The organism is Pseudomonas sp. N040 (assembly GCF_015637705.1).
Taxonomy (GTDB): Bacteria; Pseudomonadota; Gammaproteobacteria; order Pseudomonadales; family Pseudomonadaceae; genus Aquipseudomonas.
In genome coordinates this window covers 1-17,667 of record NZ_JADOBE010000015.1, presented here as the reverse complement: position 1 = coordinate 17,667, position 17,667 = coordinate 1, and the positions used below count along the sequence as shown (strand labels likewise).

Here is a 17,667-nt window from a genome sequence, read left to right as displayed (position 1 = left end):
CCGATTACTCGATGATCTTGGCAACCACGCCCGCACCAACCGTACGACCGCCTTCGCGAATCGCGAAACGCAGGCCATCTTCCATGGCGATTGGCTTGATGAGGGTAACAACCATCTTGACGTTGTCGCCCGGCATTACCATCTCAACGCCCTCTGGCAGCTCGCAGCTCCCAGTAACGTCAGTGGTACGGAAGTAGAACTGCGGACGGTAGCCCTTGAAGAATGGCGTGTGACGACCACCCTCCTCCTTCGACAGCACATACACTTCGGACTCAAACTTGGTGTGCGGCTTGATGGTGCCCGGCTTGGCCAGCACCTGGCCGCGCTCGACGTCATCACGCTTGGTGCCGCGTAGCAGCACGCCACAGTTCTCGCCAGCACGACCTTCGTCCAGCAGCTTGCGGAACATCTCAACGCCAGTGCAGGTGGTCTTGGTAGTAGGACGCAGACCAACGATCTCGATCTCTTCCTGGATCTTGACGATACCGCGCTCAACACGACCAGTCACAACAGTACCGCGGCCGGAGATCGAGAAAACGTCTTCGATCGGCATCAGGAAAGGCTTGTCGATGGCGCGAACAGGCTCAGGGATGTAGCTGTCCAGGGTCTCGACGAGCTTCTTGACGGCCGTGGTGCCCATCTCGTTGTCATCCTGACCGTTCAGAGCCATCAGCGCGGAACCGATAATGATCGGGGTGTCATCGCCCGGGAAGTCATAAGTCGACAGAAGATCACGAATCTCCATTTCGACCAGCTCCAGCAGCTCAGCGTCGTCCACCATGTCCGCCTTGTTCATGAAGACGACGATGTAAGGAACGCCTACCTGGCGGGACAGCAGGATGTGCTCACGGGTTTGCGGCATCGGACCATCAGCGGCCGAGCAAACCAGGATCGCGCCGTCCATCTGAGCAGCACCGGTGATCATGTTTTTTACGTAGTCAGCGTGACCCGGGCAATCAACGTGTGCGTAGTGGCGCACGGCCGAATCGTATTCAACGTGAGCGGTGTTGATGGTGATACCACGAGCCTTCTCTTCTGGAGCGCTGTCGATCTTATCGAAGTCAACGCGAGCCGAACCGAAAACCTCGGAGCAAACACGGGTCAGAGCCGCAGTCAGAGTGGTCTTACCATGGTCAACGTGACCGATGGTACCTACGTTGACGTGCGGTTTGTTACGTTCAAATTTTTCTTTAGCCACGACAATTAACTCCTTGCCTAAAGGGGCTGAATCAGCCTTGTTTTTTGGTTACAGCTTCGACGATATGCGACGGAGCAGTATTGTATTTTTTGAATTCCATAGAGTAGCTTGCGCGCCCCTGTGACATGGAACGGACGTCGGTCGCATAACCGAACATCTCGCCCAACGGAACCTCGGCACGAATTACTTTGCCGGAAACCGTATCTTCCATGCCCAGGATCATGCCGCGACGACGGTTAAGGTCGCCCATCACGTCACCCATATAGTCTTCAGGGGTAACAACCTCTACCGCCATGATCGGCTCAAGCAACTCACCACCGCCCTTCTGAGCCAGTTGCTTGGTTGCCATGGAAGCAGCCACCTTAAACGCCATCTCGTTCGAGTCGACGTCATGGTAGGAACCATCAAACACGGTAGCCTTCAGGCCGATCAGCGGATAGCCGGCAACAACACCGTTCTTCATCTGCTCTTCGATACCCTTCTGGATAGCCGGGATGTATTCCTTCGGAATCACACCACCAACCACTTCGTTCAGGAATTGCAGACCCTCCTGACCTTCGTCAGCAGGAGCAAAACGAACCCAACAATGGCCGAACTGACCACGACCGCCGGACTGACGAACGAACTTGCCCTCGATCTCACAGCTCTTCGTGATGCGCTCACGATAGGAGACCTGAGGCTTACCGATGTTGGCTTCAACGTTGAACTCACGACGCATCCGGTCAACCAGGATGTCCAGGTGCAACTCGCCCATGCCGGAGATGATCGTTTGACCGGTCTCCTCATCAGTCTTGACGCGGAAAGACGGGTCTTCCTGAGCAAGCTTGCCCAGAGCGATACCCATTTTTTCCTGGTCGTCCTTGGTCTTAGGCTCTACGGCAACCGAAATAACCGGCTCCGGGAAGTCCATACGAACCAAGATGATTGGCTTGTCAGCGTTGCACAAAGTTTCACCGGTGGTGACGTCCTTCATGCCGATCAAGGCCGCAATGTCGCCCGCGCGCACTTCCTTGATTTCTTCGCGGGCGTTTGCGTGCATTTGCACCATACGACCCACGCGCTCTTTCTTGCCTTTAACCGAGTTGATCACGCCGTCACCGGAGGCCAACACGCCCGAGTAAACTCGAACGAAGGTCAATGTCCCCACGAATGGATCGGTAGCAATCTTGAACGCCAGCGCCGAGAACGGCTCGTCGTCACTTGCATGACGCTCCATCTGCTTTTCCTCGTCATCCGGGTCAGTACCCTTGATCGGAGGAATGTCGGTCGGAGCCGGCAAGTAATCGATAACGGCGTCGAGAACCAAGGGAACACCCTTGTTCTTGAAGGAAGAACCGCAAACAGCCAGAACGATCTCACCAGCGATAGTACGCTGACGCAGACCGGCCTTGATCTCCTCGTTGCTAAGCTCTTCACCTTCGAGGTACTTGTTCATCAGCTCTTCGCTGGCTTCGGCCGCAGCTTCAACCATGTTGCTGCGCCACTCTTCAGCCAGTTCCTGCAGCTCAGCCGGGATAGCTTCGCGACGGGGAGTCATGCCCTTGTCAGCATCATCCCAATAGACCGCTTCCATCTTCATCAGATCGATCTGACCCTTGAAGTTGTCTTCGGAACCAATAGCTAACTGGATCGGCACCGGAGTGTGGCCCAGACGCTGCTTGATCTGACCGATAACGCGCAGGAAATCGGCACCTGCACGATCCATCTTGTTCACGTAAACAATACGCGGAACGCCGTACTTGTTGGCTTGACGCCATACGGTTTCGGACTGCGGCTCAACCCCCGAAGTACCACAGAACACCACGACCGCACCGTCGAGAACGCGCAGAGAGCGCTCAACTTCGATGGTGAAGTCCACGTGCCCCGGGGTATCGATTACGTTGAAGCGGTACTGATCTTTGTGCTGCTTCTCGGAACCCTGCCAGAAGGCGGTAATAGCAGCAGAAGTAATGGTAATACCACGTTCCTGCTCCTGCACCATCCAGTCGGTGGTCGCGGCGCCGTCATGCACCTCGCCCATTTTGTGACTTTTGCCAGTGTAAAAAAGGACGCGCTCGGTGGTGGTGGTTTTACCAGCATCCACGTGAGCCACGATACCAATGTTACGGTAGCGATTAATCGGTGTAGTACGAGCCATAAAGCCCTCGAAAATTTAAAAGCGCTGAAATTAGAAGCGGTAGTGCGAGAAGGCCTTGTTTGCCTCTGCCATGCGATGCACGTCTTCACGCTTCTTGACTGCCGCGCCCTTACCCTCAGCAGCATCCATCAACTCACCCGCCAAGCGGAGAGCCATGGATTTTTCGCCGCGCTTGCGGGCGTAATCAACCAGCCAACGCATAGCAAGGGCGTTGCGCCGAGACGGACGAACTTCGACCGGAACCTGGTAAGTTGCACCGCCTACACGGCGCGACTTCACTTCGACCAGCGGAGCGATGGCGTCGAGAGCTTTCTCGAAGATTTCCAGGGGGTCGCTGTTCTTGCGCTCTTTAACTTTTTCCAGAGCACCATAAACGATACGCTCGGCAACGGCTTTCTTGCCGCTCTCCATAACGTGGTTCATGAATTTCGCGAGGATCTGACTTCCGTACTTCGGATCGTCCAGAATTTCACGTTTTGCCGCTACACGACGTCTTGGCATGATAAGCCCTCAAACGGTCTTCAGGTTAGTCCGGGACAATGGCTGGCAGCCAAACCCGACCTTACTCTTATCGACACATAAAAATAGAAACGGATTATTTAGGACGCTTGGTACCGTACTTCGAACGGGACTGATTACGACCTTTGACACCAGTCGTATCAAGCGAACCACGCACAGTGTGATAGCGCACACCTGGAAGGTCTTTTACACGACCGCCACGGATGAGTACTACGCTGTGCTCTTGCAGGTTATGACCTTCACCACCAATGTAGGAAGTGACTTCAAAACCATTAGTCAGACGCACACGGCAAACTTTACGCAGTGCCGAGTTCGGTTTCTTCGGCGTAGTAGTGTACACACGAGTGCATACGCCACGACGCTGCGGGCAATTCTGCAGCGCAGGCACATCGCTCTTATCGACGATGCGCTTGCGCGGCTGACGTACCAGCTGGTTAATAGTTGCCATCTTAAAGCTCCACTGTTGTCTTACGACGCTATTGCTCTCCAAAGAAAGCAAAAATGGCAGAGCAAACCCTGCCAAATTTAGGGGTGCATGAGTTTAAAGAGACTCGCGCCCCCAGTCAAGGAAGACCCGAGCGACATGCGCTCGGGCTTACCCTCAATCGTTACTGGAGTTCAGCGCCTCAGTCAGCGCCGCTTCCACATCACTCGCACTTACCCGCTGGGGCTTGTCGGCCTCACGACGACGCTTGCGTTCGCTGTGATAGGCCAAACCGGTACCTGCCGGAATCAAACGACCAACCACGACGTTCTCTTTCAGGCCGCGCAGGAAGTCGCGCTTGCCGGTTACCGCCGCTTCCGTGAGGACGCGAGTGGTTTCCTGGAACGATGCTGCCGAGATGAACGACTCGGTCGACAGCGATGCCTTGGTAATACCCAGTAGCACGCGATCATAATGTGCAACGAACTTCTCGTCCGCCACCAGTCGCTCGTTCTCGCCAAGCACGTGGGTCAGCTCCATCTGGTCGCCCTTGATGAATGCCGAATCACCCGACTCGGTCACCTCAACCTTGCGCAGCATCTGGCGCAAAATGGTTTCGATGTGCTTGTCGTTGATTTTCACGCCCTGCAGACGGTAAACGTCCTGGATCTCATTGACGATGTACTTGGCCAGCGCGCTCACGCCGAGCAACCGGAGAATGTCATGCGGGTCGCTCGGACCGTCGGAAATTACTTCTCCGCGATTAACCTGCTCGCCCTCGAAGACGTTCAGGTGCCGCCACTTCGGAATAAGTTCTTCGTAGGCATCGCTACCATCGGTCGGCGTAATCACCAAGCGACGCTTACCCTTAGTTTCCTTGCCGAAGCTGATCGTGCCGCTGATTTCGGCCAGGATCGCCGCTTCCTTCGGACGACGCGCTTCGAACAGGTCAGCAACCCGCGGTAGACCACCGGTGATATCCCGTGTCTTCGAAGTCTCTTGGGGGATACGCGCGATAACATCACCCACGCCCACCTGAGCGCCGTTGGCAACACCAACCAACGCATTGGCCGGAAGGAAATACTGGGCGGGCACGTCGGTCCCCGGCAGCAGCAGGTCCTTGCCGTCATCGCCAACCATTTTTACAGCAGGACGAATATCCTTGCCCGCAGCCGGACGATCCTTTGGATCGAGCACTTCGATGTTCGTCAGGCCGGTCAATTCATCGGTCTGACGCTTGATCGTGATGCCTTCCTCCATGCCCACGTAGGTCACGGTACCTTTCATCTCGGTAACGATCGGATGGGTGTGCGGATCCCACTTCGCGACCACAGTCCCAGCATCAACCTTGTCGCCTTCCTTCACGGAAATCACGGCACCATACGGCAGCTTGTAGCGCTCGCGCTCACGGCCGAACTCGTCCGCAATCGCCAGCTCGCCGGAGCGCGATACCGCGACCAGATTGCCGTCGAGACGCTCGACGTGTTTAAGATTGTGCAGGCGAACCGCACCGCCGTTCTTGACCTGTACGCTATCCGCAGCGGAAGTACGGCTAGCCGCACCACCGATATGGAAGGTCCGCATGGTCAGCTGAGTGCCCGGCTCACCAATCGACTGCGCCGCGATAACGCCTACCGCCTCGCCGATATTGATCTGGTGACCACGTGCGAGATCCCGACCGTAGCATTTGGCACAAATGCCGTAGCGAGTCTCACAGGTAATCGGCGACCGCACGATGACTTCATCGATGCTGTTCAGCTCGATGAACTCAACCCACTGCTCATCGACCAGCGTCCCGGCTGGAACCAGTACCTCTTCGCTGCCGGGCTTGAGAACGTCACGGGCAATGACTCGACCCAGAACACGTTCGCCCAGCGGCTCGACTACGTCGCCACCCTCAATGTGCGGCGTCATCAGCAAGCCATGCTCGGTACCGCAGTCGATTGCGGTAACAACCAAATCCTGCGCCACGTCAACCAGACGACGAGTCAGGTAACCGGAGTTGGCGGTTTTCAACGCGGTATCCGCCAGACCTTTACGTGCACCGTGCGTCGAAATGAAGTACTGCAGAACGCTGAGGCCTTCGCGGAAGTTCGCGGTGATCGGTGTCTCGATGATCGAGCCGTCTGGCTTGGCCATCAGACCACGCATACCGGCGAGCTGACGAATCTGCGCAGCCGAACCACGCGCACCAGAGTCAGCCATCATGTACATCGAGTTGAACGACTCTTGCTCGACGGTGTCACCATGACGATCGACAACCAGTTCCTTCGAAAGGTTCGCCATCATCGCCTTGGAGACTTCGTCGTTGGCCTTGGACCAGAGATCGATCACTTTGTTGTACTTCTCACCCTGGGTTACCAGACCGGAAGCATATTGCGACTCGATTGCCTTCACTTCCTCGGTGGCAGCATCAATGATGCGTGCCTTCTCATCCGGGATAACGAAATCGTTAACACCGATGGAAACGCCGGAGATGGTCGAATAAGCAAAACCGGTGTACATCAACTGATCGGCGAAGATGACGGTGTCTTTCAAGCCGCATGTGCGGTAGCACTGGTTGATCAGCTTGGAGATAGCCTTCTTCTTCATCGGCAGGTTGACGACATCAAACGACAGGCCTGCAGGCACAACCTGGAACAGCAGCGCACGGCCGATAGTGGTATCGACAATACGGGTGTTCTTGGTAATGCTGCCATCCCGATCCTTGATGACTTCGTTGATGCGCACCTTCACTTTGGCGTGCAATGCAGCATCGCCCGCGCGGAAAACCCGATCGACTTCCTGCAGGTCGGCGAATACACGGCCCTCGCCCTTGGCGTTGATCGCTTCACGAGTCATGTAATACAGACCCAAGACCACGTCCTGAGAAGGAACAATGATCGGCTCACCGTTAGCCGGCGAAAGAATGTTGTTGGTCGACATCATCAGCGCGCGCGCTTCCAGCTGGGCTTCCAGCGTCAGCGGTACGTGTACGGCCATCTGGTCACCGTCGAAGTCGGCGTTGAACGCCGCACAAACCAGCGGGTGCAGCTGGATTGCCTTGCCTTCGATGAGAACCGGCTCAAACGCCTGGATACCCAGACGGTGCAGCGTCGGCGCCCGGTTCAGCATGACCGGATGCTCGCGGATGACTTCAGCAAGAACGTCCCAGACTTCCGGCAGCTCGCGCTCAACCATCTTCTTGGCAGCCTTGATGGTCGTAGCCATGCCCCGTGCTTCGAGCTTGCCAAAGATGAACGGCTTGAACAGCTCGAGCGCCATCTTCTTCGGCAGACCGCACTGGTGCAGGCGCAGAGTAGGGCCGACGGTAATAACCGATCGCCCCGAGTAATCCACACGCTTACCGAGCAGGTTCTGGCGGAAGCGACCCTGCTTACCCTTGATCATGTCAGCCAGGGACTTCAGCGGACGCTTGTTTGAACCCGTGATGGCGCGACCACGACGGCCGTTGTCGAGCAGTGCATCGACCGCTTCTTGCAGCATGCGCTTTTCGTTGCGCACGATGATATCCGGTGCCGACAGATCAAGCAGACGCTTCAGGCGGTTGTTACGGTTGATTACGCGGCGATACAGATCGTTGAGGTCCGAGGTCGCGAAGCGACCGCCATCCAGCGGTACCAGCGGACGCAGATCCGGCGGCAAAACAGGCAGGACGGTCAGCACCATCCACTGAGGATGGTTACCCGAACCCAGGAAAGCCTCCATCAACTTCAGGCGCTTGGACAGCTTCTTGATCTTGGTTTCGGAATTGGTTTGCGGAATTTCTTCGCGCAGGCGACCAATTTCGTGCTCCAGATCAATCGCAGTCAGCAGCTCACGAACAGCTTCTGCACCCATGCGCGCATCGAAGTCATCGCCGAACTCTTCGAGCGCTTCAAAGTACTGCTCATCGTTAAGCAACTGACCTTTTTCAAGTGTGGTCATGCCTGGATCGATAACTACATAGCTCTCGAAATAGAGAACACGTTCGATATCACGCAGGGTCATGTCCAGCAGCAGGCCAATACGGCTTGGCAGCGACTTGAGGAACCAAATATGCGCAACTGGCGAGGCCAGCTCGATGTGACCCATACGCTCACGACGCACTTTGGCCAAGGCAACTTCGACACCGCACTTCTCGCAGATCACGCCACGATGCTTGAGTCGCTTGTACTTGCCGCACAGGCACTCGTAATCCTTTACCGGGCCAAAGATCTTGGCGCAGAACAGGCCGTCACGCTCCGGCTTGAAAGTACGGTAGTTAATGGTTTCCGGCTTTTTAACTTCGCCGAAAGACCAGGAGCGAATCATTTCTGGCGATGCCAGGCCAATACGAATGGCATCGAACTCTTCGATTTGATTCTGGTTTTTCAACAGATTCAGCAAGTCTTTCAAGGCCTTTCCTCCTCACGGACCCGCTGCGACCGGCATGTGCCGGTCGCAACGCAGGCGGTGCGTGTTATTCGGTTTCCAGTTCGATGTCGATACCGAGCGAACGGATTTCTTTGATCAGCACGTTGAAGGACTCTGGCATGCCAGGCTCCATACGGTGATCGCCATCCACGATGTTTTTGTACATCTTGGTGCGGCCGTTCACATCGTCCGACTTCACGGTCAGCATTTCCTGCAGGGTATAGGCAGCGCCATAAGCCTCTAGAGCCCAGACCTCCATCTCCCCGAAACGCTGGCCACCGAACTGTGCCTTACCACCCAGCGGCTGCTGGGTAACCAGGCTATAAGAGCCGGTGGAACGTGCGTGCATCTTGTCATCAACCAAGTGGTTCAGCTTGAGCATGTACATGTAGCCGACCGTGGTCGGCCGCTCGAACGCGTTACCAGTACGACCATCAAACAGGCGCATCTGGCCGCTCTCTGGCAGATCTGCCAGCTTGAGCATGGCCTTGATCTCGCTTTCCTTGGCACCATCAAACACCGGGGTAGCCATCGGAACGCCGGCACGCAGGTTTTTCGCCAGATCCAGAACTTCCTGATCGGTCAGCTCATCTAGACTTTCCTGACGCCCGCCGACCTCGTTGTAGATCTCCTGCATGAACTTGCGCAGTTCAGCCACTTTGCGCTGCTCTTCGAGCATGCGATTGATCTTCTCGCCCAGCCCCTTGGCCGCTAGGCCGAGGTGGGTTTCAAGGATCTGGCCGACGTTCATCCGCGACGGCACGCCCAGCGGGTTGAGGACGATGTCGACCGGCGTCCCATGCACGTCGTGCGGCATGTCTTCAACTGGCATGATCACCGAAACCACACCCTTGTTACCGTGACGGCCGGCCATCTTGTCGCCCGGCTGAATGCGGCGCTTGATAGCCAGGTACACCTTGACGATTTTCAGGACGCCCGGAGCGAGGTCATCGCCCTGTTGCAGCTTGCGCTTCTTGTCTTCGAACTTGTCATCAAGCAATTTGCGCCGATCGCTGATATAGGCCTGGGCCTTTTCCAGCTGTTCGTTCAGCGCGTCTTCCGCCATGCGCAGCTTGAACCACTGGCCGCGCTCGAGACCGTCGAGATATTCATCGGTGATCACAGCGCCCTTCTTCAGACCGGCGCCGCCTTCAGCCTTGGCACCCACCAGAGCAGAGCGCAGGCGCTCGAAGGTCGCGCCTTCGACGATGCGGAACTCTTCGTTCAGATCCTTGCGGATCTCGTCGAGTTGCATCTTCTCGATGGCAAGGGCACGCGAATCACGTTCGACGCCATCACGGGTGAAGACCTGGACATCGATAACCGTGCCCTTGGTACCAGTCGGTACGCGCAGGGAGGTGTCCTTAACATCCGAAGCCTTCTCGCCAAAGATCGCACGCAGGAGTTTTTCCTCTGGTGTCAGCTGGGTTTCGCCCTTCGGCGTTACCTTGCCGACCAGAATGTCGCCTGCCAGCACTTCTGCACCAACATAGACAATGCCTGCTTCATCCAGCTTGTTCAGCGCGGCCTCGCCTACGTTCGGGATATCCGAGGTGATTTCCTCTGGCCCGAGCTTTGTGTCACGCGCCACACAGGTCAGTTCCTGAATGTGGATCGTGGTGAAGCGATCTTCCTGGACCACGCGCTCAGACAGGCAGATGGAGTCTTCGAAGTTGAAGCCATTCCACGGCATGAATGCCACGCGCATGTTCTGACCCAGCGCCAGTTCACCCATGTCGGTGGACGGGCCGTCAGCCAGAATATCGCTGCGCGCCACCTTGTCACCCTTGTTGACCAGCGGACGCTGGTTGATGCAAGTGTTCTGGTTCGAGCGGGTGTACTTGGTCAGGTTGTAGATGTCGACACCAGCTTCACCGGTTTCAACTTCATCATCATTGACGCGCACCACGATACGGCTGGCATCGACCGAGTCGATCACCCCGCCACGGCGCGCGACGACGCAAACGCCGGAGTCACGCGCCACGTTGCGCTCCATGCCGGTACCAACCAGCGGCTTGTCAGCGCGCAGGGTCGGCACAGCCTGACGCTGCATGTTCGAGCCCATCAGCGCACGGTTTGCATCGTCGTGCTCCAGGAACGGAATCAGCGAAGCGGCAACCGAAACTACCTGCTTGGGTGACACGTCCATCAGGGTGACGTCTTCCGGCGCCTTGACGGTGAACTCGTTCTGGTGACGTACAGCAACCAACTCATCAATCAGCTGGCCTTTTTTGTTCATCGTGGCCGAAGCCTGCGCAATCACGTGATCGGCTTCTTCAATAGCAGAAAGGAACACGATCTCATCGGTGACATTACCTGCATTGACCACACGGTACGGGCTCTCGAGGAAACCGTACTGGTTGGTCCGCGCATAGGCCGCCAAAGAGTTGATCAGACCAATGTTCGGACCTTCAGGGGTCTCGATCGGACACACACGACCATAGTGGGTCGGATGCACGTCACGCACTTCGAAGCCGGCACGCTCGCGGGTCAGACCACCAGGGCCGAGTGCAGAGACGCGGCGCTTGTGGGTAATCTCGGAGAGCGGGTTGTTCTGGTCCATAAACTGCGAAAGCTGGCTGGAACCAAAGAACTCTTTCACCGCTGCCGCTACCGGCTTGGCGTTGATCAGGTCTTGCGGCATCAGGCCTTCGCTTTCAGCCATCGACAGACGTTCTTTAACAGCGCGCTCGACACGCACCAGGCCCACACGGAACTGGTTCTCGGCCATCTCGCCAACGCAACGTACGCGACGGTTACCCAAGTGGTCGATGTCGTCGACAATACCCTTGCCATTGCGGATATCGACCAGTGTCTTGAGGACATCGACGATGTCTTCCTTGCTCAGCACGCCGGAACCTTCGATCTCGGTGCGACCGATACGACGGTTGAACTTCATCCGGCCGACGCCAGAAAGGTCGTAGCGCTCGGAGCTGAAGAACAGGTTGTTGAACAGGGTTTCTGCGGCGTCCTTGGTTGGCGGCTCGCCAGGACGCATCATGCGATAGATCTCGACCAGTGCTTCCAGCTGGTTGCTGGTGGAGTCGATCTTCAGTGTGTCGGACACAAACGGACCGCAATCGATGTCGTTGGTATACAGCGTCTCGATACGGACAACTTGGGCCTTGGCAATCTTGGCCAGCAGGTCGGCAGTCAGCTCGGTATTACACTCGGCAATGATTTCGCCAGTGGCCGGATGTACAACTGCCTTGGCAGTGGTCCTGCCCAAGACGTAATCAACCGGTACTTCCAGCTCTTTGAGGCCGGACTTGTCAATCTGATTGATATGGCGCGCAGTAATACGACGGCCCTGCTCAACGATGACCTTGCCTTTTTCGTCCTTGATATCGAACGCAGCAATCTCACCACGCAGACGCTGTGCAACCAACTCGAGGCTGAGCAGATTCTCGCCCTTAACGTGGAATACATTATTGCTGTAGAACGACTCCAGAACCTGCTCGGTAGTGAAGCCCAAAGCACGCAGTAGCACCGAAGCGGGCAGCTTGCGACGACGATCGATACGGACGAACACACAGTCCTTCGGATCGAATTCAAAGTCGAGCCAGGAACCGCGATAAGGAATGATCCGGGCCGAGTAGAGCAGTTTTCCCGAGCTGTGCGTCTTGCCGCGATCGTGGTCAAAAAACACTCCGGGAGAGCGGTGCAACTGGGAAACAATTACACGTTCGGTACCATTGATAATGAAGGTGCCGTTCTCAGTCATCAGGGGAATTTCACCCATGTAGACTTCTTGTTCCTTGATGTCCTTGATCGCTTTGTTCGACGATTCTTTGTCGAAGATAATCAGACGGACTTTCACACGCAGCGGAACTGCATAAGTTACACCGCGAAGTGTGCACTCTTTGACATCAAAAGCCGGTTCACCCAGACGATAACCTACATACTCCAGTGCAGCATTTCCGGAGTAGCTGATAATCGGGAAGACGGATTTGAAGGCCGCGTGCAGACCGATGTCACGAATCTGGTCTTTACTGATCCCGGCCTGCAAGAATTCGCGATACGAATCCAGCTGGATTGCCAGGAGGTAAGGTACATCCATGACGTCCGGCAACTTGCTAAAGTCTTTGCGGATACGTTTTTTCTCAGTATATGAGTAAGCCATCAGCGTTCCCCAGCTTGGTCACCTGCTTGTTTGGCTACTTCCGACGGAAGCAGCCAGAAAATCGTGCAAACCCCTTGGTTTGCGCCAACCAGTCAATGGTTGGATTCTCCGTTCAAAACAACCATCTAGAACGGAAAAAGGCCGGTGGCAAAAGCCACCAGCCGTCAGCCTTTCGCTTTCTGCTCAGGCTGCAGACGCAAGGTCGTGCTTACTTGAGCTCGACTTTGGCGCCAGCTTCTTCCAGAGCCTTTTTAGCGGCTTCGGCTTCGTCTTTCGACACGCCTTCTTTGACCACGCCTGGCGCGCCGTCAACTACAGCCTTGGCTTCTTTCAGGCCCAGGCCGGTCAGCTCGCGAACAACCTTGATCACGTTTACTTTCTTCTCGCCAGCTTCAAGAAGCATAACGTTGAACTCGGTTTGCTCTTCAACCACAGCAGCAGCGGCAGCAGGGCCAGCAGCAGCAGCGGCAGCAGCAGTTACACCGAACTTCTCTTCCATTGCCTTGATCAGTTCAACAACTTCCAGAACGGTTTTCTGGCCGATTGCTTCGATGATGTCTTCGTTAGACAGAGCCATGACTCTAATTCCTGTATTGAGGGACAGCCTACGCGGCCATCAAAATAAACAAACTTGAGAGAGACTGAAGCGCCTTAGGCCGCCGCAGCTTCTTTCTGGTCGCGAACAGCCGCCAAAGTACGAGCCAACTTGCTGGTTGCGCCTTGAATCACGCTCATCAGCTGAGAAATGGCTTCGTCGTAGGTCGGCAAGGTTGCCAGTACGTCGATCTGATTAGCTGCGAGGAACTTGCCCTCGAACGCAGCTGCCTTGATCTCGAACTTGTCCTGGCCCTTGGCAAACTCTTTGAACAAGCGGGCAGCAGCGCCCGGGTGTTCGTTAGAGAAAGCAATAAGGGTCGGGCCTTTGAACACGTCGTTCAGGACTTCATAAGAAGTACCCTCAACGGCGCGGCGCAGCAGGGTGTTACGTACAACTCGCACGTACACGCCAGCCTCGCGGGCCTCTTTACGGAGTCCGGTCATCGCGCCGACAGTCACGCCACGGGCATCAGCCACGACAGCAGACAGAGCGGTTTTGGCAGCCTCGTTGACTTCAGCGACGATGGCCTTTTTGTCTTCGAGTTTAATTGCCACGGGTTTTACTCCTGGATTTACCGTTTCGCCCCGCCGAAGCAGTGCGAGCTTTGGTGTCTGATTCGCTAAGCGAATCGGGAGCACCATCTGCGTAGGCTTTAAGGTTTAAGACTTGCGCCGCCTACGGTCTTGGATAGCCCCCGCCAGGCAGGGACCCCAATTAGTGGGAAGAAGACATACTTCTCCCCGGCGTTACTTACGCTTCCAAAGAAGCCTGATCAATTTGCAGCCCCGGACCCATTGTGGTGCTCAGCGTTACACGCTTGACATAGACACCCTTGGAGGTAGACGGCTTAAGGCGCTTGAGGTCGGCGAGCAGCGCTTCAACGTTCTGACGCAGCTTGGTAGGTTCGAAATCGACCTTACCGACGGACGCATGAATGATGCCGTTCTTGTCGGTACGGAAACGCACCTGGCCAGCCTTGGCGTTACGCACAGCAGTAGCCACGTCCGGGGTTACGGTACCCACTTTCGGGTTAGGCATCAGGCCGCGCGGACCGAGAATCTGGCCGAGTTGACCGACAACACGCATCGCATCAGGCGATGCAATTACCACGTCGTAGCTCAGATCACCGCCTTTCATTTCGGCAGCCAACTCATCCATGCCCACACGATCAGCACCGGCAGCCAGAGCCGCCTCAACACCAGGGCCCTGGGTGAATACGGCCACGCGAACACTTTTCCCGGTGCCGTTAGGCAGCACGGTAGCGCCACGGACAACCTGATCCGACTTGCGTGGATCAACGCCCAAATTGATGGAGATATCCACCGACTCCTTGAACTTGATCGTCGACAGCTCAGCCAGCAATTTGGCTGCATCTTCGAAACCATACTGCTTGCCCGCTTCAATCTTCTCGGCAATAGCCTTTTGGCGCTTGGTCAACTTAGCCATTACACACCCTCCACGTTGAGGCCCATGCTACGAGCAGAGCCGGCGATGGTACGCACGGCCGCATCCATGTCCGCCGCAGTAAGATCAGCCTGCTTGCTTTTGGCGATCTCCTCCAGCTGCGCACGGGTCACCGTACCAACCTTGACCGTGTTCGGACGCGCCGAACCACTAGTCAGGCCGGCAGCCTTCTTAAGCAATACAGAGGCCGGGGTGCTCTTGGTCTCAAAAGTGAAACTGCGATCGCTATATACAGTGATGATCACGGGCGTCGGCAGACCGGGCTCCATGCCCTGAGTCTTGGCATTGAAAGCCTTGCAGAATTCCATGATATTTACGCCATGCTGACCCAGCGCAGGCCCCACAGGCGGTGAAGGATTAGCCTGGCAAGCCTTGACTTGCAGCTTGATGTAAGCCTGAATTTTCTTAGCCATTTGTAACTCCAGTTTTGGGTATTAGCGCCCGAAGGCTTCCCAGTTGCTTTCGCGTTTTCCCTGTGACGACAAAACCCCGCAACCAATAGGCTGCGAGGTTTAGGGATTTCTATGTCAGCTATGCCTTCTCGACCTGACTAAACTCCAACTCCACCGGGGTAGAGCGACCAAAAATGAGCACAGCAACATGAATGCGGCTCTTTTCGTAGTTGACCTCTTCGACAACGCCATTGAAGTCCGCGAACGGCCCATCAACAACGCGCACCGTTTCGCCGGGCTCAAAGAGCGTCTTCGGCTTCGGCTTTTCAGTGCCGTCAGCAACCCTGCGCAAGATTGCTTCCGCCTCTTTATCAGTAATCGGCGCCGGCTTATCTGCAGTACCGCCAATGAAGCCCATCACTCGCGGAGTGGCCTTGACCAAGTGCCACGTGCCTTCGTTCATATCCATCTGCACAAGGACATAGCCAGGAAAGAACTTACGCTCACTCTTGCGCTTCTGCCCATTACGCATTTCGACCACCTCTTCGGTGGGGACAAGAATTTCGCCGAACTGATCTTCCATGCCGGCCAGCTTGACGCGCTCAACCAGCGAACGCATTACATGCTTCTCGTATCCCGAGTACGCATGCACAACATACCAACGCTTAGCCACGAGGCACCTATCAACCAACAATCAACGAAACCAGCCAACCGAGGAGGGTATCAAGCCCCCACAACAGCAGCGCCATTACCAACACCACAGCAACAACAATAAGAGTTGTTTGTGTGGTTTCCTGACGGGTAGGCCAGACAACCTTACGTATCTCTGTACGCGCCTCTTTCAGCAGAACAAAGACAGCACGACCTCTAGCAGTCCGAAATGCCACAAAGCCCGCAACAGCAGTCAATACAAGCAGCACCAAAACACGATACAAGATCGGCTCTGCAGCAAAATATTGATTACCAACTACGCCCACCACTACTACCGCAGCCACCAACAGCCACTTGAGCAGATCAAAACGTGTCTCTCCGGCTTCAGCCTTTGCGCTCATCAGCTACTATCTCTAAAAATGCCAGCCTACTATCTAGTAAACTGGCAGGCCAGGAGGGAATCGAACCCCCAACCTGCGGTTTTGGAGACCGCCGCTCTGCCAATTGAGCTACTGGCCTGTATCAAAAATCTGGCCGGCCATTATGCCGGCCAGATGAGACAAGTTCAACCGATTACTCGATGATCTTGGCAACCACGCCCGCACCAACCGTACGACCGCCTTCGCGAATCGCGAAACGCAGGCCATCTTCCATGGCGATTGGCTTGATGAGGGTAACAACCATCTTGACGTTGTCGCCCGGCATTACCATCTCAACGCCCTCTGGCAGCTCGCAGCTCCCAGTAACGTCAGTGGTACGGAAGTAGAACTGCGGACGGTAGCCCTTGAAGAATGGCGTGTGACGACCACCCTCCTCCTTCGACAGCACATACACTTCGGACTCAAACTTGGTGTGCGGCTTGATGGTGCCCGGCTTGGCCAGCACCTGGCCGCGCTCGACGTCATCACGCTTGGTGCCGCGTAGCAGCACGCCACAGTTCTCGCCAGCACGACCTTCGTCCAGCAGCTTGCGGAACATCTCAACGCCAGTGCAGGTGGTCTTGGTAGTAGGACGCAGACCAACGATCTCGATCTCTTCCTGGATCTTGACGATACCGCGCTCAACACGACCAGTCACAACAGTACCGCGGCCGGAGATCGAGAAAACGTCTTCGATCGGCATCAGGAAAGGCTTGTCGATGGCGCGAACAGGCTCAGGGATGTAGCTGTCCAGGGTCTCGACGAGCTTCTTGACGGCCGTGGTGCCCATCTCGTTGTCATCCTGACCGTTCAGAGCCATCAGCGCGGAACCGATAATGATCGGGGTGTCATCGCCCGGGAAGTCATAAGTCGACAGAAGATCACGAATCTCCATTTCGACCAGCTCCAGCAGCTCAGCGTCGTCCACCATGTCCGCCTTGTTCATGAAGACGACGATGTAAGGAACGCCTACCTGGCGGGACAGCAGGATGTGCTCACGGGTTTGCGGCATCGGACCATCAGCGGCCGAGCAAACCAGGATCGCGCCGTCCATCTGAGCAGCACCGGTGATCATGTTTTTTACGTAGTCAGCGTGACCCGGGCAATCAACGTGTGCGTAGTGGCGCACGGCCGAATCGTATTCAACGTGAGCGGTGTTGATGGTGATACCACGAGCCTTCTCTTCTGGAGCGCTGTCGATCTTATCGAAGTCAACGCGAGCCGAACCGAAAACCTCGGAGCAAACACGGGTCAGAGCCGCAGTCAGAGTGGTCTTACCATGGTCAACGTGACCGATGGTACCTACGTTGACGTGCGGTTTGTTACGTTCAAATTTTTCTTTAGCCA

The 17,667-nt window shown here is 56.0% G+C and carries 13 protein-coding genes and 1 tRNA gene; all 14 read right to left on the bottom strand.

Going from position 1 to position 17,667, the window contains the following annotated elements; translation table 11 throughout:
* Nucleotides 1-4: 4 nt before the first annotated feature.
* Nucleotides 5-1,198: an elongation factor Tu gene (gene tuf / locus ISX93_RS16850; RefSeq protein WP_195779927.1), complete on the bottom strand. Its 1,194-nt coding sequence runs from the start codon at nucleotides 1,196-1,198 to the stop codon at nucleotides 5-7.
* A 31-nt stretch (nucleotides 1,199-1,229) separates the two neighbouring features.
* The gene (gene fusA, locus ISX93_RS16845) at nucleotides 1,230-3,335 is read right to left on the bottom strand and encodes an elongation factor G (protein ID WP_195779926.1); all 2,106 of its coding nucleotides are present in this window, start codon (nucleotides 3,333-3,335) and stop codon (nucleotides 1,230-1,232) included.
* Between the two features lie 30 nt (nucleotides 3,336-3,365).
* Nucleotides 3,366-3,836 carry a 30S ribosomal protein S7 gene (gene rpsG, locus ISX93_RS16840; protein ID WP_195779925.1) on the bottom strand — a complete coding sequence of 157 codons (471 nt, stop codon included), beginning with the start codon at nucleotides 3,834-3,836 and terminating at the stop codon, nucleotides 3,366-3,368.
* Nucleotides 3,837-3,930: 94 nt separating this feature from the next.
* On the bottom strand, nucleotides 3,931-4,302 hold the full coding sequence (gene rpsL / locus ISX93_RS16835) for a 30S ribosomal protein S12 (protein WP_195779924.1): 372 nt from the start codon (nucleotides 4,300-4,302) through the stop codon (nucleotides 3,931-3,933).
* 153 nt (nucleotides 4,303-4,455) lie between these two features.
* Entirely contained in the window at nucleotides 4,456-8,655 is a 4,200-nt protein-coding gene (gene rpoC / locus ISX93_RS16830) for a DNA-directed RNA polymerase subunit beta' (RefSeq protein WP_195779923.1), read from the bottom strand.
* 64 nt (nucleotides 8,656-8,719) lie between these two features.
* Nucleotides 8,720-12,796 (bottom strand): DNA-directed RNA polymerase subunit beta, encoded by a 4,077-nt coding sequence (rpoB, locus tag ISX93_RS16825; protein ID WP_195779922.1) that lies wholly within the window; start codon nucleotides 12,794-12,796, stop codon nucleotides 8,720-8,722.
* 208 nt (nucleotides 12,797-13,004) lie between these two features.
* Nucleotides 13,005-13,373: a 50S ribosomal protein L7/L12 gene (rplL, locus tag ISX93_RS16820; protein WP_195779921.1), complete on the bottom strand. Its 369-nt coding sequence runs from the start codon at nucleotides 13,371-13,373 to the stop codon at nucleotides 13,005-13,007.
* A gap of 74 nt (nucleotides 13,374-13,447) precedes the next feature.
* A complete protein-coding gene (gene rplJ, locus ISX93_RS16815) occupies nucleotides 13,448-13,948 on the bottom strand; it encodes a 50S ribosomal protein L10 (RefSeq protein WP_195779920.1) in 501 nt (166 codons plus the stop codon).
* Nucleotides 13,949-14,144: 196 nt separating this feature from the next.
* Entirely contained in the window at nucleotides 14,145-14,840 is a 696-nt protein-coding gene (gene rplA / locus ISX93_RS16810; RefSeq protein ID WP_195779919.1) for a 50S ribosomal protein L1, read from the bottom strand.
* A complete protein-coding gene (gene rplK / locus ISX93_RS16805; RefSeq protein WP_195779918.1) occupies nucleotides 14,840-15,271 on the bottom strand; it encodes a 50S ribosomal protein L11 in 432 nt (143 codons plus the stop codon). Before rplK ends, rplA begins: the two co-directional genes overlap by 1 nt.
* Before the next feature lie 118 nt (nucleotides 15,272-15,389).
* Nucleotides 15,390-15,923: a transcription termination/antitermination protein NusG gene (gene nusG / locus ISX93_RS16800; protein WP_195779917.1), complete on the bottom strand. Its 534-nt coding sequence runs from the start codon at nucleotides 15,921-15,923 to the stop codon at nucleotides 15,390-15,392.
* 10 nt (nucleotides 15,924-15,933) lie between these two features.
* Complete coding sequence (gene secE, locus ISX93_RS16795; RefSeq protein ID WP_195779916.1) at nucleotides 15,934-16,302, bottom strand: preprotein translocase subunit SecE; 369 nt, start codon at nucleotides 16,300-16,302, stop codon at nucleotides 15,934-15,936.
* A gap of 42 nt (nucleotides 16,303-16,344) precedes the next feature.
* A tRNA-Trp gene (locus ISX93_RS16790) sits at nucleotides 16,345-16,420 on the bottom strand.
* A gap of 54 nt (nucleotides 16,421-16,474) precedes the next feature.
* Nucleotides 16,475-17,667 (bottom strand): elongation factor Tu (gene tuf / locus ISX93_RS16785; RefSeq protein ID WP_195779038.1); only part of this gene is annotated, 1,193 nt, incomplete at its 5' end.